This window comes from Bacillus sp. AY3-1, assembly GCF_008368785.1.
Taxonomy (GTDB): Bacteria; Bacillota; Bacilli; order Bacillales; family Bacillaceae_G; genus Bacillus_A; species Bacillus_A wiedmannii.
In genome coordinates, this window is sequence record NZ_QORZ01000016.1 from 1 (window position 1) to 26,045 (window position 26,045).

Genomic DNA, 26,045 nt, shown 5'->3' on the forward strand with positions numbered 1-26,045 from the left:
GCTCCGATTAATGTTCCGTTTCCTCCTAAGCAAGCCCCAAGTGATAACGCCCACCATAGTACTTCGATTTGCGGAGAGTCGACAGATAGTCCGAGTCCTGTAGCTAAATCTTGAATAAGCGGAATCATTGTTGCGACAAAGGGGATATTGTCAATTGTCGCAGATGCGATGCCTGATACCCATAAAATAAGTATCGCAGCGAAACCGATATCACCATTCGTTACGTCGAGTACTTCTTTTGCGAGTGAAGAAATAAGTCCGATATCAATTAATCCGCCAACGAGAACGAATAGTCCAGCAAAGAAGAAAATGGTTACCCATTCAACGTGGGCAAATACATCTTCAATATCATGTTCTTTCACGCCGATTAGCATAAGAAGTGTAGCACCTGTCATCGCGATAACCGCAGCGTCTACATGAATAATCGAATGAAGTACAAAGCCTAAAATGGTTAGTCCTAAAATTGAAATGGATTTTAAAAGGAGGCTTTGATCTTTAATATAATCTTTTTCGTTCAATGCCATTAATATTTTAATTTGCTCAGGTGTTGTTTTTAGTTTGTTGCGATACATGAAGTAAATAATACCAAGTGTAACGATAGAGATAATGATTACGATTGGAGCTAAGTTTAGTAAAAAGGCATTAAAGTCTAAATGCTTATTTGCTGATCCGATCATAATGTTCGGTGGGTCACCGATTAATGTTGCTGTTCCACCTATATTTGAAAATAGTACTTCTGAAATCAAATAAGGAACAGGGTTTACTTTTAAAATACGTGTAATGGACAGTGTAACAGGAACGATTAGTAGAACGGTCGTTACGTTGTCCAAAAAGGCAGAACCGACAGCAGTTAATAGGGATAGTAATAATAAAATGCGGATTGGTTTTCCACCAGCTGCCTTCGCTGCTTTAATGGCCACAAATTCAAATACGCCTGATTGACTCGTAATATGTACGAGAATCATCATCCCAATTAAAAGGGTAATCGTTTCCCATTGAATATGTGATGTGAAAGCAGTATGTAAATCTACAACTCCAAAAATAATCATAATAGCAGCGCCGAATAGTGCGATTACAGCACGATTCAATTTCTCAGAAATAATAAATCCGTACGTGATTAAAAATACGGCAATTGCAAAATAATATTGCCAATTTGCTACTTCATGTGCTGATTGTTCCAATCATGTCACCTTCTTTAAAGTATGTATTCAATTGTCAAAATGTATCTCGCTGCATAAATACGGGATAAAATATATTGTAGCAAATTCAAAAAAGAAAGAAAACTATTTAACAAAGTGAAGGAAAAAATATATTTTTTACATATCATATAAAAAATATAAAAAACACAGTACAAATTATTAGGAAAAGTGGGCGTTGTCCTCTAATATAGAGATAGCAATTTACATTATTTTTGCGTAAAATGGTTTAAAGAGGTGAATTCCGATGGAAATAGTAAAAGATAGTTCTCTTATTCAAAATGAAATTGAACGTTTTGTAAATAAAGATGTATATATTCATTTAGAAACAACGAACGGAGCGTATGCGTCACACTTTAACGAAAAGATGATGACAGTTGGAGCATTCATTCGAAATGCAATTATTCGCTTTGAACGTGGGAAGATTACTGGAACAAATCCATACCGAGTTGGTTTAAAAATGGATCATGGCTGGGTATATGCAGAAGGTATTACGCACTGGGAAGTAGACGATAAAGAGCGTTTATTACTTGCAGGGCACGATAATCAAGGTCGCTTAGCAGTTGCACTTGAGTTAAGCTTAACGCCATTTAAGTAAGAAGGAGGGAAACTTATGGAGAGACATGTACTTGTTGTATTTCCGCATCCAGATGATGAAGCATTTGCGGCGGGAGGAACAATTCGCTTATTAACAGATCAAGGAGTACCTGTAACGTATGCATGTGGTACTTTAGGACAAATGGGACGTAACATGGGGAAAAACGTATTCGCTAACCGTGAAACGATTCCAAATATCCGTGAAAAAGAATTGAAAGATGCATGTGAAGCGATGGGAATTCAAGATTTAAGAATGCTTGGTTTCCATGATAAAACGTTAGAATTTGAAGATGTTGATTTTGTTGCAGATAAAATTGAAGCAATCATTCAAGAAGTAAATCCATCTCGAATTATTACATTTTATCCAGAGCACGGCGTACATCCAGATCATGATGCATTTGGCCGCGCTGTCGTTCGCGCTGTATCGCGTATGCCAAAAGAAGAACGTCCAGTCATTCATGCAGTTGCGATTACAAGAAATCGCGAAGCTGTATTAGGTGAGCCGGATGTTGTAAATAATATTAGTGAAGTATTCGAGCATAAATTAGCTGCACTAGGTGCGCACCGTTCACAAACAGAAGCGATGTTAGAAGAAACACATGCAAAAATCAAAAATAAAGATGCAGCAACATTAAAATGGCTGCAACTTGAACAATTTTGGACTTATAAATGGGAGTAGGCTAGAAGATATCTTCTGGCTGCTCTTACATAAAAAAAGCACTGTCACTTGTGACGGTGCTTTTTTGTTGAAGACTATATATTTCTTAGAGATATGCTTTAAAGTTTTAAAATTAATGTGCAGTATAGCCTCCATCAACAAGAAGTGTTGTACCATTAACAAAACTAGCATCATGTAGTGGAATTAAATAAGTCGGTTGTTTTCAGATTGAATAAAAACTAAAAAAAAGCAAAAATAAATTGTTTAATAATAATTATTTAATAATAATTATTTATTGAAAAACAACAAATAATTATTATTAAACAATTGAAAATTAGTAAAAGAGGTGTTTTTTATAAAATGTAAAATAAATGTTATGTACTAAAAAGAAATTGATAGAAATTAGGAAAGTTATATATTTTAATAGCAAAAGAAGCAAAGGGAGTTAGAGCATGATTAATAAAACAGTAAAGAAAGTGATCTTGATTGCAGGTGGTTTGTATATTACATATTTAGTAGGTGTAGTCATATTAGCGGAATCTATACCATATCCTACATCTCAACAACTTAAAGAAGCCGAAAAAGTAGTTGAACGCTATGTAGGTGAAAATAATGGAGTAGAAATGATAAATACATCTAGTAGCTTCACGGCTGAGATGTTCGATCGTACAATTCATATTGAAGGGAATTCAAAAGAGAATCCGGAACAAGTATTTCGAATGGACTTAGATCGAGTTTCTAATGAAAATGAAAGAATAACCGAAAAATCTATAAATAATATTTGTAAATCAAATGATGGAGGAAAGAATTTTACGTGCGCTGATGCTGAATAGCTAAAAGTAGGATGTGTAGCAGCATAGTAACGGTTGATAACTACTATTCTAGTTAAATAGGAAAAAGCCTCGCAGGGGGGCGAGGCTTTAAACAGGGTATTAAAAATTATCGATGCATTAAGAATAACTTCTTTTGAATAAACTAATTTTAGCATGATAACTCATATATATGTGTTACGAATTTATGAACAAAAAATCAGTGATAAGAATATAGAAAAGATAATAATTTATTTGTAATCTGTATCATTACATAAAGTTCGAGTAGAGAGTATACTTTTGTATGGTGTAATAAAGATATAGTCTGCCTACGGAAATAGGTAGGCTATTTTTTATAAAGAAAAGACAACTTGAGTTAAAGTCCTTGTTAAGAAATAGGGTAAGAACAAGAATTTTTAAGGAGAGATAGGGTCGTTCAACAGATAAAGATATTGTATTTGAAACACGTGATTATTCGTGGATTAAGTTCTATTTTTGATGGAAAATCCATAAAAGGCATTACAATCCCTAGAACTGATATTTAGTAATGATTTGCAAGAAACATATATTTTGAATTATTTAATAGAATAATATATATTTATATTGATTTAATGATTATAGTTTGTTAAAAATGGGGAAATCAATATGAAGGTTAAATTTGCCGTAATAAAAGATGAGAACTTTGATTGTAGTTTATTGGAAACAAAATTATTGAAAACTTTTAAAGAAGTAGATTGTGAAGCAGATATTGTAAAGGTTGAGGATGAAATTTTTGAAAACAATGATATACAAATGAATTTATCAGAAATAACCATTAATGTTACTGGGAAAACTATGGGATATAGGTTTGTTTCAGCTAGTATATTTATTGTTTTAGAGAGTTTATCAATACAGCTGTTTCGTATTAATATTAGTATACATTAAGCAGCTAAAAAGTAGACTCTTCATAAAATCATACTGACTATATTGAGTTGTAAATGTGAAAGTGTTGATTAAAACAATAGAAATTATCGTAGGTGCTCCCGGATGTTGGATTTTGCACCTTGTTTGTTGTTAAATAAACAAGGGGTTCCTTTTCCAATTTTAATTTATCTTAATTGCATATTATCTTAACGCTGATTTATATATAAGAAAGGAAACATGTGAGTAATTCAATTAGATTGTACAAATAATTTGGCGCGCGGATATACGGCATGTATTCACGGGTAAGAGGGTTGTCTAATAGTGTGTATATTGGGATAAAAAGATGTTATGAATATACGGAAGATGTTTATGCTGAAATTGACAGTCTCAAGGCTGAGTAAAAAGAAATTATGAGAGACATTCGAAATTTAGAAACGCGTACCATTATTAATGAGAAAGACATAGCAACAATCAATAAGCAATTAGAAAAAATAAGTGCAAACACAACTTGGATTTTGCGGATTATTATTAGTGCGATAGTAATGTCAGTTTTAGGATTGATATTAAAAGGGATTATTTAATCTTGTGAAATAGGACGATATAAAAGAAAGAGGGGAGCTCCCTCTTTCTTTTATGTAAATGAGAAGTTATACATTTTCTGTTTCTTTTTCATCTGCATATTTATCCTCTAAGGAAATTAATAGAGGAATTGATATAGTTACAAGAATGATTAAAGTGGTTATAAAAGATTTAGAAAGAGAAAAAGAACCTTCAATTAAATGTGATAAAAACTTGAATGAAAGTATACTTGTTATTAAGGAAATTACTAAAAAGCTAAAAAGTGATATATTTTTATTCTTTATAGATGTCTCTATAAAGTCTTTAATACAGGTTATTACGACAAATATAGTTAATATGATAAGAGAAATAAAATAATGTGTTACATTTGTCATACTAATAGTAGGATCATCTATTATGTAAGCTAGTAACTTAGAAACTAACATGCCTCCAAACAATAAAATAATAAAAGCGAGTAATCCTTCAGATATATAAGTACTGAAATTATCTTTCTTGTTAAAGAGCTTATAGTTCAGAGTAGCTTGGGTTATTTGAATTAGGAATAGGGTAATAATCCATACATAATATACAATTGGTAATTCTCCTGAGAATAGAGAGATTAGGAAGTTTATTACTGTCCTTAAAATTTCAATCATTACGAAAGGCCTCCTGTTTGTAAGCTTTAAGATATTAAAAATATGCTAGTCTGTCGTTTCATAATTAGAACTATCAATTCAAACTATTCCTAATTATTCCATAAAAAGGTGGTAGCATCAAGTTATCTTTTTAACAAATACTCTAAGGCCAAACACTAGAAAAAGAAACGCAATATGTAATATAATTGAAAAAGCATATTTTAAAATCAATGTTAATATTACCCTCCTATAAGTATTAACATACGTAATTGAGGTGTTTTCTTTGTTGTTTTATGATCGAATTTCTATAATGGCCCCTCCTGTTCCATAGCTAAGGAAAGTCTTTTTATTTCTGAGATTTTCAAAGTTATAGGAGGGTATGAAAAATGAAAAAAGTCTCAGTACCATCACTTTTGTTAATGATCATTCTTGTCGCATTTCCGCAAATTAGTGAAACGATTTACACACCGTCTTTACCGGATATTTCAAAGGCGTTACATGTAAGTAATAATGAGGTACAGTTAACACTTAGTGTGTATTTTGCTGGATTTGCTTTAGGTGTATTTTTTATTGGATGGTTGTCAGATATAATTGGCCGTCGCCCGGCAATGTTATTTGGAATTGTCATATATGGCGTTGGGAGTTTCTTATGCTTTATTGCAAATTCCATTGAAGTTTTATTGCTAAGTCGTTTTATTCAAGCGTTTGGAGCAAGTGCTGGTTCAGTTGTGACACAAACGATTTTACGTGAAAGTGTAGAAGGGCATAAGAGGCATGTTATGTTTGCTCAAATCTCGGCAGTCATTGCTTTTACACCAGCGATAGGACCGTTAATTGGTGGCTTTCTTGATCAAATGTTTGGATTTAAAATCGTATTTTTAAGTTTAGTAGTTATGAGTATCGGGATTTTTCTGTATACGTTTGTTTCTCTTCCCGAAACAAAGACGGACTCAGTAACGAATAAAATAAATGTATTCTTAGTCTTGAAGAGGTTAATTACAAATCCGAAAGTAGTAACATATGGGTTATTAATTGGAGGAGCAAATGGTGTTTTATTTAGCTATTATGCAGAAGCGCCGTTTATCTTTATTGAATACTTTCAGTTATCGCCTAGTATGTATGGACTTCTAGGAATTGTTGTTGCTTCCGCTTCTATTATTGGAGCGAAAGTTTCGAGACGATTGCTTGCCACGTATAAACCAGAGAAGATTATATATATTGGTTGTCTTGTAATGACAGGAGGAGCTATCCTTTTATCTGTTATTACGTTTGTTGGATCAAATCCGAATGTAATATATATGAGTGTATTTTTAGTAGCGATGTTTATATTGCTATTAGGAATTGGGATAGCGTTACCTAACTGTTTAAGTTTAGCGTTAGTAGATTTTCAAGATGTCATTGGTACAGCCGGAGCTTTGTTTAGCTTAGGGTACTATGTAATTGTAACGATGACAGTTTGGGGAATGAGTCAACTTCATACGGGCTCGTTACTGGTGATGCCACTTTATTTTCTGGCTATTGTAGTTATCATGATGGTGTTTACTAAAGTGTTTATTTTAGGTAAACAAACTTCAAAAATGATTTAAATATGAAATGGTAAAAGAGTCTCGTTTTTTAATGAGACTCTTTTATATTTTATCCTGCTGTTTTGAGGCAGTAAGATTCCTACCTCAGAATTGGGCTGGACTAAAGAAATCAGTAGTTTATTAATATATTAAATTTCTGGTTAGTATATGAATCGGACGTGTGGGAAATTACGTTATCAACTATAAAGATTGAAGTACATGAGATGTGAAACCTAGGAAGAAATACTCTCCTCGGTTATTTATACTGTAATAATATTCATGCCGGAATCATATTGAATAGATGTATTTTATTGTTAATTTAGTTAAAAATTAATCAGACTTATGTATAATAATTTATTGAAAAAATAATTGAACTTTTCAGATAAATGAATTAATATAAGGTAAGTAATTTTAAGATTTATAGAATATTGGAAGATGAAAGGTTTTGAGAATTTTGTAAGAGGCAAAAAACGATTTTAGGATAGCTTTAAAGCTAGTGTAAAATGACGTTTGCTTCATCATTTTCAGGGCCGAAAGGAATTAGGGGAAAGCATCTTGTTTTAAAATGCGGCTATGAATCATCTAAGAGGGGGAAGTGAAGTGGCAAACAAGGAATTGAAAAGGGGCTTAGAAGCACGTCATATTCAAATGATCGCTTTAGGCGGAACGATTGGTGTTGGTTTGTTTATGGGGTCGGCCAGCACGATTAAATGGACAGGTCCGTCAGTAATGCTTGCTTATGCAATTGCAGGTATTTTTATCTTCTTCATTATGCGTGCGATGGGTGAAATGTTGTATATGGAGCCGAGTACAGGTTCATTTGCGACGTTCGGTCATAAGTATATTCATCCGCTAGCTGGCTATATGACAGCGTGGAGTAACTGGTTCCAGTGGGTTATCGTTGGGATGTCAGAAATTATTGCGGTTGGAGCATATATGAAATATTGGTTCCCGGAATTACCAGCTTGGATACCAGGCGTAATCGCAATGGTTATTCTTGGCGCAGCTAACTTAATTTCTGTTAAGTCATTTGGTGAATTTGAATTTTGGTTTGCGATGATTAAAATCGTTACGATTCTATTAATGATTATTGCGGGATTTGGACTTATTTTCTTTGGAATTGGTAACGGTGGAGAAGCGATTGGCATATCTAATCTTTGGTCAAATGGCGGTTTCTTTACAGGTGGTTTTTCAGGATTCTTCTTTGCATTATCACTTGTAGTTGGTGCATACCAAGGTGTGGAATTAATTGGTATTACTGCTGGTGAAGCGAAAAACCCGAAGAAGACACTTACAAGAGCGATTCAAAGTACAATTTGGCGTATTTTAATTTTCTATATTGGTGCTATTTTCGTTATTGTAACTGTATATCCGTGGGATCAATTAAGTACAATTGGTAGTCCGTTCGTAGCAACTTTTGCGAAGGTTGGTATTACGGCAGCAGCTGGACTTATTAACTTCGTTGTTATTACAGCGGCAATGTCGGGTTGTAATAGTGGTATTTATAGTGCGGGCCGTATGCTTTATACGTTAGGTGTAAATGGACAAGCGCCGAAATATTTCACGAAACTTTCTGGAAATGGTGTACCTTTATTCGGTACAGTTGGCGTAATTATCGGTTTAGCGGTTGGTGTTGTTTTAAGTTATATCGCACCGAAAAACTTATTCGTATATGTATATAGTGCGAGCGTACTTCCTGGTATGGTACCATGGTTCGTCATTTTAATTAGTCAAATTAATTTTAGAAAAGAAAAGGGAGCAGAGATGAAAGATCATCCGTTCAAAATGCCATTTGCTCCTGTTACAAACTATTTGACAATTGCCTTTTTAATTATGGTATTAATCGGAATGTGGTTTAACGATGATACACGTATTTCATTAGTTGTAGGTATTGTTTTCTTAGCTATCGTCACAATTAGTTTCTATGCTTTCGGAATAGGGAAAAGACCTCCGTTAGATGTTCAAAATGATCAAGAGATTTCAAGTAAATAAAGAAAGTAAAAAATCCGATTTCTCATATGAAAATCGGATTTTTTACTATTAAAATTTCTCTAAAACGATTTTCCCAATGGTACTTCCGCTTTCAAGCAGTGCATGTGCTTTCTTTACGTTTTCAGCGTTAATTGGTGTGAATGTTTCATTTAGAGTAGTCTTTAAAATACCTTCATCTAATAGTTCGCTTACTTTATTTAATAGTTCGTGCTGCGTGATCATATCGCCAGTTTCGTACATCGCTTTTGTAAACATAAACTCCCAAACGAATGTAGCACTTTTACTTTTTAAAATACCCATCTCAAGAGGGTGTTCATTTTCTACGATAGAGCAAATTTTTCCTTGTGGTTTAATGAGGTCACAAATTGCTTGCCAATGTTGATCTGTATTGTTTAAGCAGAAAATATAATCTACATCTTTTAGCCCAAACTCTAATATTTGATCTTGTAAAGGTTGGTGATGGTTAATGATATAATCGGCACCAAATTTTTCAACCCAGTGTATCGTTTCATTACGGGATGCAGTTGTGATTACATTCAGTCCAGCCCATTTCGCCAGTTGAATGGCAATTGAACCTACACCACCAGCCCCGCCGATAATTAAAATGTTTTTGAAGGTATTCTCATCTTTCTTATTATAATCAATGCTTAAACGTTCAAATAAACCTTCCCAAGCCGTAATAGCTGTTAAAGGAAGTGCTGCAGATTCAGCATCACTTAACGTTTTAGGTTTCTTGCCAACGATTCGTTCATCAACTAGGTGGTATTCACTATATGTACCTTGTCTCGTAATACTTCCAGCGTAAAATACTTCGTCGCCTTCTTTAAATAACGTACAACCTTCGCCCGTTTGTACGACGACACCACAAGCATCCCAGCCAAGTATTTTCGCTACATCTTCTTTTTTATCTTTCGGAGAGCGAACTTTTGTATCAACTGGATTAACGGAAATAGCGTTAATTTTAACAAGTATATCTCTTCCTGTAGCAACAGGTCTTTCAACTTCAATATCAATTAAACTGTTTTCTTCTTCAATAGGTAAGTATTCATGTAAACCAATTGCTTTCATTTGTATTCCCTCCATTAAAGTAAGAGTTTTTCTCTTTTATTATAGTAGGTAAAGCGTCATTATGTAAAAAAGTTGAGTTCTTTCCATTTTGTAAAAGAGCTGTTTCAACTTCATTTAGAACTTTGTAACTGGCGAGCAACATCCATCACTCTGATTTTATAAGCGTCGGATGAGAGGTATACTTATTTTTCCAGTGTACCTTGCAATGAACAATACCAAGTGTTATATTATACTTGTAGTTATTAGTTATAAAATAGTACTAAATAATAAACAGTAGTGGATATCAATTAGAATAGGGTGAATGAATATTGAATGTACAATTTAAAAAAGGAGTTTTAGAACTTTGTGTTCTTGTCTTACTGGATAAGCAAGACCGTTATGGATATGAATTAGTTCGAAATATTTCCAATCGAATTGAAATATCAGAAGGGTCTGTTTATCCTCTTCTTCGAAGGCTAACTAAGGAAGAATATTTTACAACGTATTTACAGGAGTCTTCAGAAGGCCCTTCAAGAAAGTATTATACACTGACGGATAAAGGTAGAACGTATTTGTATCAACTTTTGGAGGAATGGAATGAGTTTTCACAAGGTGTCAATCAATTAATTAAAGAAGGTGTAGGTAATGACGAAAGATAAATTTTTACAACAATTAAATGTATCTCTAAAAAGGTTATCTGATAAAGAGCGTGCAGATATTTTAAAAGATTATGAAGAACATTTTACTTTCGGATTAGAGGAAGGGAAAAGTGAAGAAGAAATTGCAACTTCATTAGGCTCTCCAGCTCAAATCGCCAAAGAGTTATTAGCAGATTATCATATTGAGAAAGTAACAGCAAGTGCAACAACAGGAAATGTTTTTCGGGCAATTTGGGCAGTAATTGGATTAGGTTTTTTTAATTTGTTAATCGTGCTTGGACCTGCAATTACATTAGCGGCATTAATTTTTTCAGGATGGGTTCTAGGTATCTCATTTTTAGGCGCACCATTACTTGTTTTAGTTGATACGATTATACATCCAAATACATTCTTGCTATTTAATCTTTTTGTTTCTTTAGCACTTTGTGGACTTGGATATTTCATTGTTATTGCTATGTTATTTTTAACGAAGCTAGCAAAGAATGGATTTGTTCGTTATTTAAAGTTCAATATAGCATTAGTAAAAGGTGGTTTGAAGCATGATAAATAAAAAGAGTCTTTCAATCATTGCAGGTGTTGTTTTCATTATTGGTATTATCGGAAGTTTATTCACTTATCGTTCAATTGCTGCAGTACCAATTTCAGAAGAAAAGGTCGTTAATAATAATAATGTGTCAAGCGTCATTATTGATACAAATAACGTTCGTGTTAATATCAATCCTACAAAAGATAGTAACGTGAAAGTAAAATTAGATGGCGAGGTTAATCCAAACGTAAAAAGAACATTAGCTACGGATGAGGAAGATTCAACGCTTCTCATTTCTTATAAAGAAAAACAACAGAGCTGGTTCAACTTTAATATTTCTGAAGTATTGGCTCCATTAACATTAAATGTGTATCTACCCGAAAAACAATATGATTCATTAAAAGTTTCCAATAATAATGGCTACGTTTCTGCTAAAAAACTAAACGCAACACATTTTAATATCAATACAAGCAATGGACATGTTGAATTAAGAGAAATCAATTCGCCAAAAATTATCGCAGAAGCAAACAATGGAATTATGGATTTCAAAGATGTATTGGCACAAAATATTCATGTGAAATCGAACAACGGACGAATAATGCTAGACCATGTTGAAGGTGAAATAGAGGGGCAAACTAAAAATGGAAGTCTTACTCTTAAAACGAATGAACTGGATCGAAATCTCAATTTTATGACTCATAATGGGAAAATTAATATTGAAACCGAAAAAGAACCAACTAATGTTCAATTTAATGTTTCTGTCGACAACGGCAGTGCGAATATCCTGAATAAATATAACGGGAATACGGTTATTGGAAAGGGAGAAAATATAATTAAATTAAACACACATAACGGAAATATTACAGTGAAAAAACAATAGCATATTACCTTTTATAATCTCAGCTCGTCGCACATAAAGAGCAATAATAAATAAAAAAGAACCGACTCCTTTTTTCAACATATAGGTAGTCGGTTCTTTTTTATGTAACCTTCGTTTAAGTGTGTATCCTTTTCGTATTTCAAAATACAAACAGTTGATTTATTACCTTGGATTCTTAGAAAAATAACGAATAATAATTAATAGTGTAAGGAGAATTTGTGAATGTCTCAAAAATAATGGGTGAAACAATGAAAAGTGAGAAGGAGTTTATTTCTAGCAAGAGGAATTCTTTACTGTATTGTTTTATTCAAAACTAAATTTAAAGGTGGATACATAATGACAGTAAAGAAGCTTTATTTCGTCCCAGCAGGTCGTTGTATGTTAGATCATTCTTCAGTTAATAGTAGGCTCACGCCGGGGAACTTATTGAACTTACCTGTATGGTGTTATCTTTTGGAGACTGAAGAAGGACCTATTTTAGTAGATACAGGTATGCCAGAAAGTGCAGTTAAAAATGAAGATCTTTTTAACGGTACATTTGTCGAAGGACAGGTTTTACCGAAAATGACTGAAGAAGATAGAATCGTGAATATTTTAAAACGGGTTGGTTATGAGCCGGAAGACCTTCTTTATATTATTAGTTCTCACTTGCATTTTGATCATGCAGGAGGAAATGGCGCTTTTATAAATACACCAATCATTGTACAGCGTGCTGAATATGAGGCGGCGCAGCATAGCGAAGAATATTTGAAAGAATGTATATTGCCGAATTTAAACTACAAAATCATTGAAGGTGATTATGAAGTCGTACCAGGAGTTCAATTATTGCATACACCAGGCCATACTCCAGGGCATCAATCGCTATTAATTGAGACAGAAAAATCCGGTCCTGTATTATTAACGATTGATGCATCTTATACGAAAGAGAATTTTGAAGATGAAGTGCCGTTTGCTGGATTTGATCCAGAATTAGCTTTATCTTCAATTAAACGTTTAAAAGAAATTGTGATAAAAGAGAAGCCGATTGTTTTCTTTGGGCATGATATAGAGCAGGAAAAGGGATGTAAAGTGTTCCCTGAATATATATAGTGCAAAAAGTCATGAGCTTACGTGCTCATGACTTTTTCTCTTAAATAATTTTTTTAAATAAGTTATAGACTTTTTTAGAACTATCTTCATTTAATTGATAGTACGTAAGGTTTACATCATCAGGAGTATCTTGCTGGGCAATCATCACTTCGTTATTGTGATGGTCAACTACCCATATGAAATATTTTTTATAAGTTCCATCCTCGAAAGTAATCCACATGTCACAATCTATTAAATCTGATCCTTCTTCATCTAATGTTAATTTTCCTTTTTTGGCTGTATCCATACTGTTAATGAACGTTTTTAATTCATCTGTTTTTGTGAGAAAGATATCCTTTTTTGTTTTAATTGACTCGACATGTATATCTTTTATTTCCTGTTTTCCTAAAAAGACAGGGGGTTCATTTGGGTCTCTTTGAGTTGAAATGATAGTAGCTTTCTTCTTTGGTTTATTTGCTGTATAGAAGTCTTGAATAGATTTTCCAGAGTTGAAAAACCATACGATACCAAAAATAATCAATGTGCTACCTAGTAGTAAAATGATTTTCTTAATAGAATATTCTCCTCTCTATTACTTCATATGAAGAGCTTTTCTATTAATATATGATAGGTAAGCATAAAGTATTATAGTTGAACTTGGTTATGCTTCACAGTTTTTATCGGACGATCCACGAGTAAATTGTAAGTAAGCCCGATTAGTACGAAAATGCCACCGACAACTTTGCCCATTGAGAGTTGGTGTGACAAGATGAAATCAATGATAGTCCCCGCAAATAATTGTCCAATAAAGATGAGTAACGTTAAATAAAATGCTGATATTTTAGGAGTAATATAGTTCGATAAAGAGATGACGATAACGCCTACTAATCCGCCTAAGTACACAGCGATAGGAATAGATTGTAACGTCTGCATTGGAATATACAATGAATCTGAACTGAAAATTAAAAATAATGTAGAGAAAAATAATCCAGTAATATAATTAAAAAACGTGCCTTCCCAATTTCCAATTTCCTTTGCTAAATTCGCGTTAATAATTCTAGCAACAACGATAGAAACACCAGCTAAAATAGCGATCGTAATATATAACATTTTTCTGCCTCCATTAATAAATTGTCATGATAATAATTCCGGAAGAGATGAAACATAATCCAATTAGTTTTTTCTTTTCAAACTTTGCAACTTTCATTCCTAATAAGCCGAAATGATCAATAACGATGGAAGCAATGGATTGACCAAGTAAACTTAATGCGATCGTAATAGAGGCACCAAGGACGGAGAAACTTATATTATTAAAAAGAACAGTGAATACCCCAATCGCTCCAGCACTATATAGAAAAAGTGGAATACCTTTATCGAAACGAATTTTATTTTTGTTTATGATTAAAACGAAAATAACTGCAAGTAAACCGACAAGGTGAATGACAACGCTCGCTGTATACTTGCCAATTAACTCAGATAAAATCCCATTGAGTGGAAGCATAACGGCGATGAGCACACCAATAAAGACAGAAAGAAAGTTATACAATGTAATATCCCCTTTAATTTTCATATTTGTAATGACTGTATCATGCTGAAATTGTGTATTACTATGACATATGTCATAGTGGAAGAAGGAAATTTTGATTACAATGGGGATGAGTTGTAAAGGCGGGGGAACTATGAAGAAAGTATGTAATTCAATTAAATTAGCAGAGTATATGAAACAAAATAATATTGATTCATTTTTTAGTAATGATATGAAACCGAATATGGAACTCATATTTTTTAAAAAGAATGAGTTTATTTGTAGAGAAAATGAAGAGATAGATTATTTATTTTTCTTTGTTGAAGGAAAAGCGAAAGCGTTTAATACATTAAGTAACGGTAAATCTGTATTATTATGCTTTTATGATAGTTTGCAGCTGTTAGGAGATGTGGAGTTAATTCATTCTCAAAAGACTGCTTCAAACGTACAAGTAATGGCAGATTCATATTGTGTTGGTTTACCTTTAGGTAAAGTGAGAAATCAATTATTTCATGATGCGAAATTTTTACGGTGTATTTGCGGATCATTAGCACATAAGTTAAATCGGCTTTCAAAAAACAGTACAATTAATTTACTATATCCACTTGAAAATAGACTTGCGAGTTACATGTTAGCAGCAGGGGAACGAGCGGTGCAGCATGGAAATAGAATTGTATTTAGTGGGAATTTAACGGAAACAGCGGAATTGTTAGGAACGAGTTATCGTCATCTATTACGTACATTAAATATTTTTTGTGATAAAGAGATAATAAAAAAGAACAATGGTTGCTTCGAAGTAGTAAATGTGGATGTTTTGAGGGAATTGGCAGCAGATGTTTATAAATAGGAGGAGATTAGAATGATTACACCTATATTTAGAATTTTTGATGTTGAAAAAGCAAAGCTATTTTACATAGATTTTTTAGGGTTTAAAATGGATTGGGAACATCGGTATGAGGAACATATGCCATTATATATGCAAATTTCGTTACATGATGCTGTAATACATTTATCAGAACATCATGGGGATGCTTCGCCAGGCGGTGCGATTCGGGTCAAAATAGATAATGTAGAGGATTATCATTCTATATTATTGAATAAAGAATATGCTTATTCGAAGCCAAATATAGAAGAAACACCTTGGGATACAATCGAATTAACTGTAATTGATCCGTTTTCAAATAGAATCGTATTTTATGAGGAGAGATGGTAGAGTCGGAAGGGATTAATATATAAATTTTTTAGAGATAGTGCAGTGTAATTGGGTATTAAATAAATGTAATGAAGAGTAGTTCATAAAGTAGCGAACTACTCTTTTTCCTTTTGTTAAACAAATTGAATTATTGATAAATAAATTGTATCATAAAACATATGAACGAATGAGCATGTATTCATACGTTATGAGAAGGAGGAAAAAGATGCTAGATGTAATTATTATTGGAGCTGGTCAAGCTGGATTAACAATGGGATATTACTTGAAGCAAGAAGGTTATAATTTTTTATTACTTGAGGCAGGAAACCGAATTGGGGATTCATGGAGAAACAGATATGATTCTTTGCAACTCTTCACACCGAGGGAATATAGTAGTTTACCAGGTATGATAGTAAAAGGAGAAGGAAATGGATTTCCAAATAAAGATGAAATGGCAACTTATTTAGAAGAATATGCAAGGTACTTTACATTACCGGTCCAATTGCAAACCGAAGTTTTAAAAATAAAGAAAGAAAAAGAGATATTCAAATTACATACTCCTACAGAAATTTTACAAGCAAAAAAGGTTGTTATCGCAACAGGTGGTTTTCAGCAACCATACATCCCCTCATTTTCACAACATCTTTCATCGCATGTTTTTCAAATACATTCATCACAATATAAATCACCATCACAAATTCCTAAGGGGAATGTACTAGTAGTAGGTGGCGGGAATTCAGGAATGCAAATTGCAGTAGAACTTGCAAAAACTCATGAAGTTACAATATCTATCAGTCATTCTTTAACATTTTTACCGTTACGTCTTTTTAGAAAAAGCATTTTTTATTGGTTAGAAAAATTGGGTTTATTGTACGCCGAAGTAAATACTAAGAGGGGAAAATGGTTTCAGAAGAGAAAGGATCCTATTTTTGGTTTTGAAGGCAAAGAACTTATTCGTAATGGAGCAATTAAACTAGAGGAAAAAGTGGTTAGTGCATCAGAAAATAATATTATGTTTCAAAATGGTGGTACGTATAGTGCAGAAAGCATTATATGGTCAACGGGTTTTGTTTTAGAGTATAACTGGATTGAAATAGAAAAGGCAGTAAATAAGAATGGATTTCCTAATCATATAAAGGGAATTAGTTCAGTAAGTGGATTATATTATATCGGTTTGCCGTGGCAATCTCAAAGAGGTTCTGCACTTATTTGTGGTGTAGGAAGAGATGCAGTGTATTTACTTTCTGAAATCAAAAAAATAGATCAGTAGCAACAACTACTGATCATCCATATGTACATGAATTAGGAGAGGTCAAACATTTATTAACTTTATTATAATAGATTTTCATAAGAATAAAAACTGAAAATTCTAATTTTATGTTGAGAAAGTTTTTTGTATTGAAATATATAAAAGAATAGGGATTTTTATTAAAAGAAAAAATAATATTTATATTTTAGTAGATTATGGTATAGTCTACATGAGATGCATTTCCATAAATATAATTATTCAAATGATAATTGCATTTATGTGAGGGAAGGAGAAGGCATTATGAAGTTTGATGATCAACGCCTATTAGGAGTACGATTAGGATCGGTGATTGTAACAGAGGAAAATCAATATTTAGTAATTAAGAAAAAAGATCATTATGCATTATTAAATATACATGATTTAGAATGCACACATGTTGAAGTGCAGTTAGAACATATTGAAGAATTGTTGCGGGAAGATTTCCAAGAAAGTATAACGGAGATTATCGCGCCGGAACATATAAAAATTGTTGCGAAAAATGTTATATAGAGAAAGGAGCTGGAAGAACAGCTTCTTTCTTTTCATTATAAGGATAACGTTTTTAACACGTCACCAATAATCCCTTCCATTTGATGAACACCTAAGTCAGTGTTCGTCATTATAACAGCACCATTACCTCGGTATGGATAGCATACCATCATACATTGAAACCCAACGCCCCATCCAAGTGAATACATTTGTAAGTCTTTATTCGAATCATCTAGAAACACACCTAACCCAGTCCATTTTGAGCAACCTTGAGGAGAAATCATGTCTTGTACTAATTTTTGAGAAAGTTTTAGTTTGCCCTTTCCTTGTAAGGAATGAATGATTTCAATTACTAAAGTTGATAAGTCTGTTGGTGTTGTCCAAATACCTGAAGAAGCTGCGAATGGATAAAATGGATACTTCTCATTTGTAACAGCACCATCTTTATTATGCCCACAAGCAAAGGTCTCCATTTTATTTGTATCTTCAGGAGGGAATAGCATACTATTTTTTAGTTGCAGTGGCTGAAAGATATATTCTTCAAGTAAAAGATTGAATGGTTTCCCAGTTATATCTTCAAGTAGTAGTTCAATAATACAAAAGTTTGCATCAGAGTAGTGAAATTCGCTTTCTGGTTTATAAGTTATTTCTATCGGTACTGGACAATATGATGTTTTACCGGCAAGGAGTTCAGACATGTTTGGTCGCCCTTGTGCAAGTGTATAATGTTCAAAACTATTAGGAGGATCAATGATTCCAGATTGGTGGCTTAATAAATTTCGCAACGTGACTTTTTTCTGTGAGGTAAATAGATTGGTAGGTATGTTCCAAAATGTGAGTCTATCATTTACGTCTTCATCTAAATGCACGATCTTTTGATCTGATAACGTTAGTACGAGCATTGTAGTGAAGAATTTACTAATAGAACAAGAATTGAATATGGAATTCGTAGTGACAGTTTTAGTTGTTCCAGATTCAAGTGTTCCGCAGGCAGTTGCTTCATCTAGTTTACCATCACGTATAACAGCAAGGCTTAAACCTGCAACGGAATATTGGTTCATTTTCTCGTATATAGTGTTACTTTTTAAGTTCATAGTGACTCCTTTCTTATGAAAGACAGAATATTAGTTCTATTATACAGTAGTTAATAGAGAGAATGAGAGAAAAAGAAAAAGCTTCATCTTTTATCGATGAAGTTCTTTTAGTTAATTTGAAGTGAATGCTTTAAAAAATTTATCTCGGTACATGTACATTAGCCATGAGGTTGTTAGTAAGGAAATAATGATTTGTTTGTTTTGAATTGGCGCATTGAAAACAAGCCAGCCAACGATATCAAATAATAAATGTAGTGCAATTGAAAGAACTACAAATTGTAGTAACGTATTTAAAAATCTTTTCATAAAGTGTCCCCCTAAAATAAAAGGTTTTATCAGAAATGTTGTATATTGCTATTATACATTAAATGTGTTTCGTGGTAAAATTTACATAAGATAGTGAAATAAAACAAATGAAAGCTAATAGGGGGGATAGTCATGGGATTTTGGATGATCATACCGATAGCGGTCTTTGGGTTTATTTATATTGCTGAAAAATTAAATAGAATCGAAAAGAAAACGGATGCACGTTTAAAGAGGATGGAAGATAGATTACAGCTAATTACGAAAGAAATGGGAATTATAGATAGAGAACCTGAAATTAATAAAGAGTTACGCCAGCTTATGGAAGAAGGAAAAACAGTTACAGCAGTTAAGAGAGTGAGAGAGGCTTTTGGGTTTTCTTTACTAGAAGCGAAGCAATATGTTGATAAATTATAAAAAAGATCATCCATTTGGGTGATCTTTTTTCAATGCACCATGCGTGTATTTACATAAGCAGCGATTATAACGTGGCCAATTATAATGATAGGAAATAAGATTTTGACATTAGGAGTAGTGAAGACACTACCAATTGTGGCGATAACACCGGCAATTAAATTATAAAGACCAACTATTTTTGATAACTTATCTTTATTTGGCACACGGCGTTCATTGAATCCTGATAAGAGCCAAGTGTATTGTTTAACTCCGATGAAATAGGCTAGTGCAAATGAAATAATTGCTAGTATGAATAATGATGGTGAAGCGAAGAGAGTCATTGAAAACACCTCCGTTAAAGGGTTATAAATAAATTATAGTATGAATGTTATAATTTAACAAAATATAAGTGTAATAGGAAACAGAGTATTTATCATGAAGGGAGATTAAGTATGAATATTGTGGAATTCCAGAGATATGTATCAAATTTCAGTAAAGAAAAAGGATTTCAAGATACAACAATTGAAGAGCGTACGATGTATGCGATGGCGGAATTAGGTGAATTAGCGGAAGTGATATTAAAGCGTGATAAAATACAAGATTCGAAAAGAGAGATTGGTTTAGAAATGTTTGATGTCATTTGGAATGTATGTGACTTAGCAAATAAGTTAGAAATTGATTTAGAGAAGGCATTTGAAGAAAAAATGAGGATTAATAAAAAACGTGAATGGTAAGTGGAATATTAATGTGTAAAGATGGGGATACGAATGAAAAAGAAGCTTATTATAGGAGGAGTCTTTACCTTAATTAGTGTAATGAGTGTTTTCGCTTATTTAGTCTTTCAAGGCATATTTATTCCGAATCAAATAAGTGCGGATAAGTATGAAATAAAAGGTGTAGATGTTGCGTCATACCAAGGAGATATAGATTGGAGAGAGTTGTAAAAGCAAAATATGAAGTTTGCGTTTATAAAGGCTACTGAAGGAAGCTCTTTTGTAGATAAGTACTTTTCGGAAAATTGGACGAATGCGAATAAGACAGGTATGCGCGTCGGAGCGTATCATTTTTTTAGTTTTGATAGTAAGGGTGAAACACAAGCAGAGCAATATATACGAACTGTTCCAAAGTATAAACAAGCATTGCCACCCGTAATTGATGTTGAGTTTTATGCTAACAAAAAAGATAATCCCCCTAAGCGTGAAGATGTTGTGAAAGAGTTGTCGGTCATGATAAAAATGCTAGAAAAACATTACGGTAAGAAAGTAATATTGTATGCAACTCAAGAGGCATATGATTTGTATATAAAGAATGCGTATCCTCAATGTGATATATGGATTCGTAGTGTCTTTACAAAACCGAGTTTATCTGAGGAGAGAAAATGGACGTTTTGGCAATACACGAATCGCGGGAGATTAAATGGTTATAATGGAAAAGAAAAGTATATTGATTTGAATGTATTTTATGGGAATGAGGAAGAGTTTGAGAATTATGGAATAAAAGGTTAAGTTTTAAAGCGCACAAAATTTTGTGCGCTTTTTATTAATGGTATGAAAAATATGTAAAAAAAAGATGGAACAAACATTTGAGATGAATTGTCTAATATAGGTAATAGCTATTTCGTTTGAAAGAAAGGGTGGAGAAAATGAAAAAGGATACATTATTAAAATTAGGGGTATGTGTTAGTTTGCTAGGAACAACTCAATTTGTTAGTACAGTTTCTTCTGTGAAAGCGGAACAAAAGCTAGAGCAAAAAGTAATAAAAAATGAGACAGGAACTATTTCAATTTCTCAGTTAAACAAAAATGTATGGGTTCATACGGAGTTAGGTTATTTTAACGGAGAAGCAGTTCCTTCGAACGGTCTAGTTCTTACTACTTCAAAAGGCTTAGTACTTGTCGATTCTTCTTGGGATGATAAGTTAACGAAGGAATTAATAGAGATGGTAGAAAAGAAATTTAAGCAGCGCGTAACGGATGTCATTATTACACATGCGCATGCTGATCGAATTGGCGGAATAAAAACGTTGAAAGAAAGAGGCATTAAAGCGCATAGTACGGCATTAACTGCGGAATTAGCAAAGAAAAATGGATATGAAGAGCCACTTGGAGATTTACAAACAATTACGAAATTAAAGTTTGAAAATATGAAAGTAGAAACGTTTTATCCAGGGAAAGGACATACAGAAGATAATATCGTTGTATGGTTACCGCAATATAACATTTTAGCTGGAGGTTGTTTAGTGAAATCTGCGGAAGCTAAAAATTTAGGGAATGTCGCTGATGCCTATGTAAATGAATGGTCTACATCGATTGAAAATGTGCTGAAGCGATATGGGAACATAAATGCAGTAGTGCCTGGTCATGGAGAAGTAGGGGACAGAGGGTTACTTTTACATACATTGGATTTGTTGAAATAAGAAATTATGGGAATATAAAAGCGAGGAGAAACAATTTTCTCCTCGCTTTCTTCTAGCTATATTTAAATGCGAAGCTATCAATTATGCCTGCATACGTTACTGAGATTTTAATTCCAAGTATACAAATACCAGTACCGTCATAATTGCTATAACAACGTAAGTAATATCGAGCATTATAAGTGTTTTTAAAGTTTCAGTCATCCTAATTCACCCCTGGTATGAAAATATAACATAATCTCTTATCAATCAGATCAGAGATTATAAAGATAACAATGTACATGAAATTTCTTAAGTAGATTCTATATAAATATATCATATAAAAAATGTAAACATTGTAAAGATAGTGTAAATATATTGTGAAAAAAGTGATTTTTCATAAAATCCTTAATCAAAAAATTGATAGTTCTTCAAAATGAAAAAACGCTATTCTTTCTGTTGAATGATAAAAAGAAAGAATAGCGTTTTTGTATGTCTATTTCTGTTTTCTTAAGAGATTCAGCAATAGTCTAGATATTTGAAAACTTGAACAACAGGATTATGTAATGGTTTTTTTTGGTACCAATAAAAATATTATGTAAACAATATAAATTGTCACAAATTTATACATATTATTGTGATTGATATCACATCACTTTTTTTCAATGGGTATTATGCTTAAGGTGTAATGAATGATTGGGAGAGGGTGGGATGATAATGTTTTGTTATCAATGTGAACAAACACCAACAGGTGGATGTAAAGTGATAGGTGTTTGCGGTAAAAATGAAACAATTGCAAGTTTACAAGATACGATTGTGTTTGGGCTAAAAGGAATTGCAGCTTATCGTACGCATGCTGCTCAGCTAGGGTATACTGATGCATTTGTAGATGCTACAACGCAAGAAGCACTGTATATGACATTAACAAATTCTAACTTTAATGAACAAGAACATATTGATATGGCTATGAAAGTAGGGAAATCGGCTTTACGAGTAATGGAGTTGTTAGATGAGGCGCATACGAATCACTTTGGTGTTCCAGAGCCTGTTCAAATTACACAAAACCACGTAGAAGGTAAGGCAATTGTAGTTACGGGCCATAATTTATTTGCATTAGAAGAACTATTAAAGCAGACAGAAGGAAAAGACATTAATATTTATACACATTCTGAAATGTTACCAGCACACGGTTATCCGCAGCTGAAAAAATATAAGCATTTAAAGGGAAACATCGGTAAGGCATGGTATGATCAACGACGTCTTTTCGAAAAATTTACAGGTGCCATATTAGCGACAACGAATTGTGTTATGCCAATTAAAGGATCATACTCTGATCGATTCTTTTCATATGATATTGCAGGTTTACAGGGTGTACAAAAAATTGAAAATGATGATTTTGCACCATTGATTCAAAAAGCGCTAGAACTCCCAGAAGTACATATGGAGTCAGATGAACAGTTAGTAACAGGTTTCCATCATAATACAGTATTATCATTAGCTCCGGAAATTATTGAGGCAGTAAAAGAAGGGAAGATTAAGCGTTTCTTTGTCATCGCAGGTTGTGATGCACCAGGGAAAGGCGGAGAATATTATCGTGAATTAGCAACGTCACTTCCGCCAGAAACGGTTATTTTAACGACTTCTTGCGGGAAATTCCGCTTTAATGATGTAGATTATGGTGTTGTGCCTGGTACGGAGATTCCTCGATACATCGACTTAGGGCAATGCAATAATTCCATTTCTACAGTGAAAATAGCAGCTGCTTTAGCTGATGTTTTCCAATGTGAAGTGAATGAATTGCCAGTAAGTATTGTCCTATCATGGTTTGAACAAAAAGCGGTTGCTATTTTACTTGGGCTATTTAGTCTTGGAATTCAAGATATTCGCATCGGTCCAAAGGCGCCTGAATTTATTTCACCTGGTGTGCTTGATGTATTACAAGAAACATTCGGTTTAAAACTAATTACAACTGCAGCAGAAGATATGGATATGATGTTATCGTAACGAAAAAATGTTTTTATTTAATTATGGCTGTATAAATCATTTGTATGTGCGTGAGTAAACGTACATACAAATGATTTATCTTATTAATAAAAGGAAGCTGCTATATCTATAAAATTTATGATTTTATAAGGCTTTTAAAGGGTCCCACCACATGCCCATCAACTTAAGATTTGTAAGTATCCACAAAATGAAATTTCCACATGAATATATATAATTTCACCTCTTTTTCATTTGAATTGAAAATATTGAACAAAGCCCAACTCATTTTGATTACACTTTTCAACATGTAGGGCTTTTTTTACTGTAACTAAAAGTTGGGGTACAGACGCATACCCACCAACCTTTTATTATAAAGTAATCTCTGAACGTATTATATTATTGTTTTTTCTTGACAGACATAAAAATGACTTATTTACCTTGTTGATAATTAGTAAACGATATTATAAAATGTTTATGTATACGTAAACTTAATTTATTTACGTTTGGTTTTATTGGATGTGTAGGAAATGTTAATGACAATAAAATGATGGGTATATCACCTGCAAAAAGAGTGGAACTAATACGGAAAGGATGCGTTTGTAAAAAATTAAAAAAGTAAGCATTGTTAGCTCTTGAAGAAAAATGAATAAAAAAGTTACAAGCATATGGAGAATAGGTGTATATAAAAAATTCCTAAAGGGGGACGGAATTATGAAACAAAGAAAGTATTTGGTAACACCTCAAGATCGAATGAATTATGTATTAGGTCTTTATTCTGCAGATCAACAAATTAATGCAGTTCTTTATTTTCCTATAGGTATATCAAAGGAAATACTTGAAGAATCAGTAAGGATAACGTTGCAATTGCAGCCAGTTTTGAACAGCCGGTTTGTAGAAAATGATATTCCTTACTGGGAGGAACATTCATCTGGCACTAAATCACCCATTTTCTTTTTTGCAGAAGGAAATAATCAAGAACTTGAAATAATGGCAATGGATTTTATTAAGAAACCTGGTGATCGTATTCATGGGCCTATGGTTCAAACAAAATTATTACGAGGCACTACAATAGATATGTTAGTTGTGAAATTATCTCATCTATGTTCAGATGGTACAGGAGTCAAGGAATATATTAATTTACTTGGAACAATTTATACTCAACTTTCCTTGGGACGATCTAAGAATCAAATTATAAAGGAATTTGGTGAGGAAAATGAGAGTTTTCGAGATCAATCACATGTATTCAAATATGCTGGAATATCGGACATAAAAAGTGCGTATCGTCCTAACCAAGAACAACAGGCATCGTTATGGTCTTTTCCATCTAAACCTAATAAAAATAAATTCCCCCAAATGTCCGTACGACGGTTGAGCCATGAGCAAACTCTACGTCTAACCCAATGGGCAAAAGGACAACAGGCTACCTTGAATGATGTAATCATGGCTGCATACTTCCGAGCTTTATCACATTTCACTGTGTATGCAGAACCTCGCACCGCAGAAAAAATGATTGGTTTGACAATTGATTTACGTCGATATCTGCCTAATAATACAACTGGTGCTATTTGCAACTTATCCGGTATGGAAATGCCAGTGATTAAATTGGAAGAAGATGAAACATTTAATCAGACTCTTGTTCGAGTTAAACAATCAATGGATAAAATAAAGTCTCAAAATCCAGGTCTTTCTTCAGCAGCAGGAATGGAGCTACTGGCAGAAATGAAGCTATCTACAGTGAAAGAAATGTATAATCAGCAATACGAACAGGCTATACAGATGGGGATGGCGTTGCCATTACTGACAAATTTGGGAGTAATCGCTGATGAAGCTATTCAGTTTGGTCAAATTCAAGCTGAAGACGGGTATATGACATCGCCTATTATGTATGCACCATTCTTTTCAATGGGAGCAAGCTCTTATAATGGAATACTTACATTTACGATTGGTTATCATGCGCCGGATACATCAAAAGAAAAGGTAGAAGAATTTTTAGATAGTGTTGTGAATCAACTATCAGAAATAAAAGAGAATACAGCGTAAAAATTTCTAATGGGGATGGTATTTTAGTGGCTCGTTTCATGTACGGCCAATCTTTGATCGCACCTATTTTTATGTTGTATATTTATAGAAAATCGTAGTGAGAAATAAAATATATCAGCATAAAAGTACTAAAAAGGAGCTGATTTAAACTACACTTTGAGTCAGCTCTTTTTATTATTTTTTTGAAATGTTTCATACATATTACTCATAATAGGAGTGATATGTATGCTCATCAACCCAAGATTTTAAT

General features: G+C 33.1%; 29 protein-coding genes and 1 pseudogene. 21 read left to right on the forward strand and 9 right to left on the reverse strand.

Annotated features, from left to right (window positions below):
• Positions 1-1,181: ArsB/NhaD family transporter (locus tag DN389_RS11070; RefSeq protein ID WP_149237115.1), on the reverse strand; the 1,181-nt coding region annotated here is incomplete at its 3' end.
• Between the two features lie 262 nt (positions 1,182-1,443).
• Here DN389_RS11070 and DN389_RS11075 point away from each other — a divergent pair.
• From DN389_RS11075 to DN389_RS11095, 5 genes are all read left to right on the forward strand, one after another.
• On the forward strand, positions 1,444-1,794 hold the full coding sequence (locus tag DN389_RS11075) for a YojF family protein (RefSeq protein ID WP_000407039.1): 351 nt from the start codon (positions 1,444-1,446) through the stop codon (positions 1,792-1,794).
• A gap of 15 nt (positions 1,795-1,809) precedes the next feature.
• Positions 1,810-2,472: a bacillithiol biosynthesis deacetylase BshB2 gene (gene bshB2, locus DN389_RS11080; protein ID WP_000439466.1), complete on the forward strand. Its 663-nt coding sequence runs from the start codon at positions 1,810-1,812 to the stop codon at positions 2,470-2,472.
• 431 nt (positions 2,473-2,903) lie between these two features.
• The gene (locus DN389_RS11085) at positions 2,904-3,284 is read left to right on the forward strand and encodes a hypothetical protein (RefSeq protein WP_000608947.1); all 381 of its coding nucleotides are present in this window, start codon (positions 2,904-2,906) and stop codon (positions 3,282-3,284) included.
• A gap of 621 nt (positions 3,285-3,905) precedes the next feature.
• A complete protein-coding gene (locus DN389_RS11090; RefSeq protein WP_000865003.1) occupies positions 3,906-4,184 on the forward strand; it encodes a hypothetical protein in 279 nt (92 codons plus the stop codon).
• Positions 4,185-4,573: 389 nt separating this feature from the next.
• A complete protein-coding gene (locus tag DN389_RS11095; protein ID WP_060487825.1) occupies positions 4,574-4,744 on the forward strand; it encodes a hypothetical protein in 171 nt (56 codons plus the stop codon).
• A 66-nt stretch (positions 4,745-4,810) separates the two neighbouring features.
• On the opposite strand, the gene DN389_RS11100 is transcribed toward DN389_RS11095, so the two are convergent.
• A complete protein-coding gene (locus DN389_RS11100; RefSeq protein WP_149237116.1) occupies positions 4,811-5,377 on the reverse strand; it encodes a DUF5823 family protein in 567 nt (188 codons plus the stop codon).
• A 365-nt stretch (positions 5,378-5,742) separates the two neighbouring features.
• Between DN389_RS11100 and DN389_RS11105 the strand changes: the two genes are divergently transcribed.
• Positions 5,743-6,942 carry a multidrug effflux MFS transporter gene (locus DN389_RS11105; protein WP_149237117.1) on the forward strand — a complete coding sequence of 400 codons (1,200 nt, stop codon included), beginning with the start codon at positions 5,743-5,745 and terminating at the stop codon, positions 6,940-6,942.
• A gap of 579 nt (positions 6,943-7,521) precedes the next feature.
• On the forward strand, positions 7,522-8,913 hold the full coding sequence (locus DN389_RS11110) for an amino acid permease (RefSeq protein ID WP_060487822.1): 1,392 nt from the start codon (positions 7,522-7,524) through the stop codon (positions 8,911-8,913).
• Positions 8,914-8,961: 48 nt separating this feature from the next.
• On the opposite strand, the gene DN389_RS11115 is transcribed toward DN389_RS11110, so the two are convergent.
• A complete protein-coding gene (locus DN389_RS11115; protein WP_149237118.1) occupies positions 8,962-9,981 on the reverse strand; it encodes a zinc-binding alcohol dehydrogenase family protein in 1,020 nt (339 codons plus the stop codon).
• A 308-nt stretch (positions 9,982-10,289) separates the two neighbouring features.
• Here DN389_RS11115 and DN389_RS11120 point away from each other — a divergent pair, with 308 nt between their 5' ends.
• From DN389_RS11120 to aiiA, 4 genes are all read left to right on the forward strand, one after another.
• On the forward strand, positions 10,290-10,619 hold the full coding sequence (locus DN389_RS11120) for a PadR family transcriptional regulator (protein WP_001102638.1): 330 nt from the start codon (positions 10,290-10,292) through the stop codon (positions 10,617-10,619).
• Positions 10,606-11,169: an HAAS signaling domain-containing protein gene (locus tag DN389_RS11125; RefSeq protein ID WP_060487820.1), complete on the forward strand. Its 564-nt coding sequence runs from the start codon at positions 10,606-10,608 to the stop codon at positions 11,167-11,169. The genes DN389_RS11120 and DN389_RS11125 overlap by 14 nt, the downstream gene beginning before the upstream one ends.
• Positions 11,159-12,025 carry a DUF4097 family beta strand repeat-containing protein gene (locus DN389_RS11130; RefSeq protein ID WP_149237119.1) on the forward strand — a complete coding sequence of 289 codons (867 nt, stop codon included), beginning with the start codon at positions 11,159-11,161 and terminating at the stop codon, positions 12,023-12,025. The genes DN389_RS11125 and DN389_RS11130 overlap by 11 nt, the downstream gene beginning before the upstream one ends.
• Before the next feature lie 336 nt (positions 12,026-12,361).
• Entirely contained in the window at positions 12,362-13,114 is a 753-nt protein-coding gene (gene aiiA / locus DN389_RS11135; protein WP_149237120.1) for a quorum-quenching N-acyl homoserine lactonase AiiA, read from the forward strand.
• Between the two features lie 40 nt (positions 13,115-13,154).
• Here aiiA and DN389_RS11140 read toward each other — a convergent pair whose 3' ends face one another.
• The 3 genes from DN389_RS11140 to DN389_RS11150 all read right to left on the reverse strand — a co-directional run bounded on the left by DN389_RS11140 (position 13,155) and on the right by DN389_RS11150 (position 14,663).
• Positions 13,155-13,634 (reverse strand): hypothetical protein, encoded by a 480-nt coding sequence (locus tag DN389_RS11140; protein ID WP_060487817.1) that lies wholly within the window; start codon positions 13,632-13,634, stop codon positions 13,155-13,157.
• A gap of 104 nt (positions 13,635-13,738) precedes the next feature.
• Positions 13,739-14,203 (reverse strand): DMT family transporter, encoded by a 465-nt coding sequence (locus tag DN389_RS11145; protein WP_060487816.1) that lies wholly within the window; start codon positions 14,201-14,203, stop codon positions 13,739-13,741.
• Between the two features lie 13 nt (positions 14,204-14,216).
• Positions 14,217-14,663: a DMT family transporter gene (locus tag DN389_RS11150; protein WP_016118365.1), complete on the reverse strand. Its 447-nt coding sequence runs from the start codon at positions 14,661-14,663 to the stop codon at positions 14,217-14,219.
• A gap of 109 nt (positions 14,664-14,772) precedes the next feature.
• Between DN389_RS11150 and DN389_RS11155 the strand changes: the two genes are divergently transcribed.
• From DN389_RS11155 to DN389_RS11170, 4 genes are all read left to right on the forward strand, one after another.
• Entirely contained in the window at positions 14,773-15,465 is a 693-nt protein-coding gene (locus DN389_RS11155; protein WP_060487889.1) for a cyclic nucleotide-binding domain-containing protein, read from the forward strand.
• 12 nt (positions 15,466-15,477) lie between these two features.
• Positions 15,478-15,831, forward strand: a complete 354-nt coding sequence (locus tag DN389_RS11160) for a glyoxalase superfamily protein (protein ID WP_060487815.1) — start codon at positions 15,478-15,480, stop codon at positions 15,829-15,831.
• 205 nt (positions 15,832-16,036) lie between these two features.
• Positions 16,037-17,080 carry a flavin-containing monooxygenase gene (locus tag DN389_RS11165; RefSeq protein ID WP_149237121.1) on the forward strand — a complete coding sequence of 348 codons (1,044 nt, stop codon included), beginning with the start codon at positions 16,037-16,039 and terminating at the stop codon, positions 17,078-17,080.
• 279 nt (positions 17,081-17,359) lie between these two features.
• Positions 17,360-17,608, forward strand: coding sequence for a hypothetical protein (locus DN389_RS11170; RefSeq protein ID WP_060487813.1), 249 nt, complete (start codon positions 17,360-17,362; stop codon positions 17,606-17,608).
• Positions 17,609-17,643: 35 nt separating this feature from the next.
• Here DN389_RS11170 and DN389_RS11175 read toward each other — a convergent pair whose 3' ends face one another.
• A complete protein-coding gene (locus tag DN389_RS11175; protein WP_149237122.1) occupies positions 17,644-18,681 on the reverse strand; it encodes a serine hydrolase domain-containing protein in 1,038 nt (345 codons plus the stop codon).
• A gap of 111 nt (positions 18,682-18,792) precedes the next feature.
• On the reverse strand, positions 18,793-18,987 hold the full coding sequence (locus tag DN389_RS11180; protein ID WP_060487811.1) for a hypothetical protein: 195 nt from the start codon (positions 18,985-18,987) through the stop codon (positions 18,793-18,795).
• Between the two features lie 132 nt (positions 18,988-19,119).
• Here DN389_RS11180 and DN389_RS11185 point away from each other — a divergent pair, with 132 nt between their 5' ends.
• Entirely contained in the window at positions 19,120-19,401 is a 282-nt protein-coding gene (locus tag DN389_RS11185) for a hypothetical protein (RefSeq protein WP_097889797.1), read from the forward strand.
• A 29-nt stretch (positions 19,402-19,430) separates the two neighbouring features.
• Here the strand turns inward: DN389_RS11185 and DN389_RS11190 are convergent, their stop codons facing one another.
• Complete coding sequence (locus DN389_RS11190; RefSeq protein WP_097889798.1) at positions 19,431-19,721, reverse strand: DUF3784 domain-containing protein; 291 nt, start codon at positions 19,719-19,721, stop codon at positions 19,431-19,433.
• A 111-nt stretch (positions 19,722-19,832) separates the two neighbouring features.
• Between DN389_RS11190 and DN389_RS11195 the strand changes: the two genes are divergently transcribed.
• From DN389_RS11195 to DN389_RS11215, 5 genes and pseudogenes are all read left to right on the forward strand, one after another.
• A complete protein-coding gene (locus DN389_RS11195) occupies positions 19,833-20,114 on the forward strand; it encodes a MazG nucleotide pyrophosphohydrolase domain-containing protein (RefSeq protein ID WP_048543793.1) in 282 nt (93 codons plus the stop codon).
• 33 nt (positions 20,115-20,147) lie between these two features.
• Positions 20,148-20,885, forward strand: a pseudogene (locus tag DN389_RS11200) (glycoside hydrolase family 25 protein).
• Between the two features lie 137 nt (positions 20,886-21,022).
• The gene (bla2, locus tag DN389_RS11205) at positions 21,023-21,796 is read left to right on the forward strand and encodes a BcII family subclass B1 metallo-beta-lactamase (RefSeq protein ID WP_088122730.1); all 774 of its coding nucleotides are present in this window, start codon (positions 21,023-21,025) and stop codon (positions 21,794-21,796) included.
• A gap of 693 nt (positions 21,797-22,489) precedes the next feature.
• A complete protein-coding gene (gene hcp, locus DN389_RS11210) occupies positions 22,490-23,776 on the forward strand; it encodes a hydroxylamine reductase (protein ID WP_149237123.1) in 1,287 nt (428 codons plus the stop codon).
• 690 nt (positions 23,777-24,466) lie between these two features.
• Positions 24,467-25,795 carry a condensation domain-containing protein gene (locus DN389_RS11215; protein WP_149237124.1) on the forward strand — a complete coding sequence of 443 codons (1,329 nt, stop codon included), beginning with the start codon at positions 24,467-24,469 and terminating at the stop codon, positions 25,793-25,795.
• The last annotated feature ends 250 nt before the right edge of the window (positions 25,796-26,045 follow it).

Bases quoted from the DNA above. Each gene is read 5' to 3' on its own strand.
- DN389_RS11180 (WP_060487811.1), bottom strand. From the start codon at position 18,987: ATGAAAAGATTTTTAAATACGTTACTACAATTTGTAGTTCTTTCAATT.
- DN389_RS11170 (WP_060487813.1), top strand. From the start codon at position 17,360: ATGAAGTTTGATGATCAACGCCTATTAGGAGTACGATTAGGATCGGTG.
- DN389_RS11085 (WP_000608947.1), top strand. From the start codon at position 2,904: ATGATTAATAAAACAGTAAAGAAAGTGATCTTGATTGCAGGTGGTTTG.
- DN389_RS11075 (WP_000407039.1), top strand. From the start codon at position 1,444: ATGGAAATAGTAAAAGATAGTTCTCTTATTCAAAATGAAATTGAACGT.
- DN389_RS11190 (WP_097889798.1), bottom strand. From the start codon at position 19,721: ATGACTCTCTTCGCTTCACCATCATTATTCATACTAGCAATTATTTCA.
- DN389_RS11175 (WP_149237122.1), bottom strand. From the start codon at position 18,681: ATGAACTTAAAAAGTAACACTATATACGAGAAAATGAACCAATATTCC.
- DN389_RS11095 (WP_060487825.1), top strand. From the start codon at position 4,574: ATGAGAGACATTCGAAATTTAGAAACGCGTACCATTATTAATGAGAAA.
- DN389_RS11215 (WP_149237124.1), top strand. From the start codon at position 24,467: ATGAAACAAAGAAAGTATTTGGTAACACCTCAAGATCGAATGAATTAT.
- DN389_RS11090 (WP_000865003.1), top strand. From the start codon at position 3,906: ATGAAGGTTAAATTTGCCGTAATAAAAGATGAGAACTTTGATTGTAGT.
- DN389_RS11150 (WP_016118365.1), bottom strand. From the start codon at position 14,663: ATGAAAATTAAAGGGGATATTACATTGTATAACTTTCTTTCTGTCTTT.
- DN389_RS11125 (WP_060487820.1), top strand. From the start codon at position 10,606: ATGACGAAAGATAAATTTTTACAACAATTAAATGTATCTCTAAAAAGG.
- DN389_RS11155 (WP_060487889.1), top strand. From the start codon at position 14,773: ATGAAGAAAGTATGTAATTCAATTAAATTAGCAGAGTATATGAAACAA.
- DN389_RS11105 (WP_149237117.1), top strand. From the start codon at position 5,743: ATGAAAAAAGTCTCAGTACCATCACTTTTGTTAATGATCATTCTTGTC.
- bshB2 (WP_000439466.1), top strand. From the start codon at position 1,810: ATGGAGAGACATGTACTTGTTGTATTTCCGCATCCAGATGATGAAGCA.
- hcp (WP_149237123.1), top strand. From the start codon at position 22,490: ATGTTTTGTTATCAATGTGAACAAACACCAACAGGTGGATGTAAAGTG.
- DN389_RS11115 (WP_149237118.1), bottom strand. From the start codon at position 9,981: ATGAAAGCAATTGGTTTACATGAATACTTACCTATTGAAGAAGAAAAC.
- DN389_RS11195 (WP_048543793.1), top strand. From the start codon at position 19,833: ATGAATATTGTGGAATTCCAGAGATATGTATCAAATTTCAGTAAAGAA.
- DN389_RS11185 (WP_097889797.1), top strand. From the start codon at position 19,120: ATGGGATTTTGGATGATCATACCGATAGCGGTCTTTGGGTTTATTTAT.
- DN389_RS11100 (WP_149237116.1), bottom strand. From the start codon at position 5,377: ATGATTGAAATTTTAAGGACAGTAATAAACTTCCTAATCTCTCTATTC.
- DN389_RS11160 (WP_060487815.1), top strand. From the start codon at position 15,478: ATGATTACACCTATATTTAGAATTTTTGATGTTGAAAAAGCAAAGCTA.
- aiiA (WP_149237120.1), top strand. From the start codon at position 12,362: ATGACAGTAAAGAAGCTTTATTTCGTCCCAGCAGGTCGTTGTATGTTA.
- bla2 (WP_088122730.1), top strand. From the start codon at position 21,023: ATGAAAAAGGATACATTATTAAAATTAGGGGTATGTGTTAGTTTGCTA.
- DN389_RS11130 (WP_149237119.1), top strand. From the start codon at position 11,159: ATGATAAATAAAAAGAGTCTTTCAATCATTGCAGGTGTTGTTTTCATT.
- DN389_RS11145 (WP_060487816.1), bottom strand. From the start codon at position 14,203: ATGTTATATATTACGATCGCTATTTTAGCTGGTGTTTCTATCGTTGTT.
- DN389_RS11165 (WP_149237121.1), top strand. From the start codon at position 16,037: ATGCTAGATGTAATTATTATTGGAGCTGGTCAAGCTGGATTAACAATG.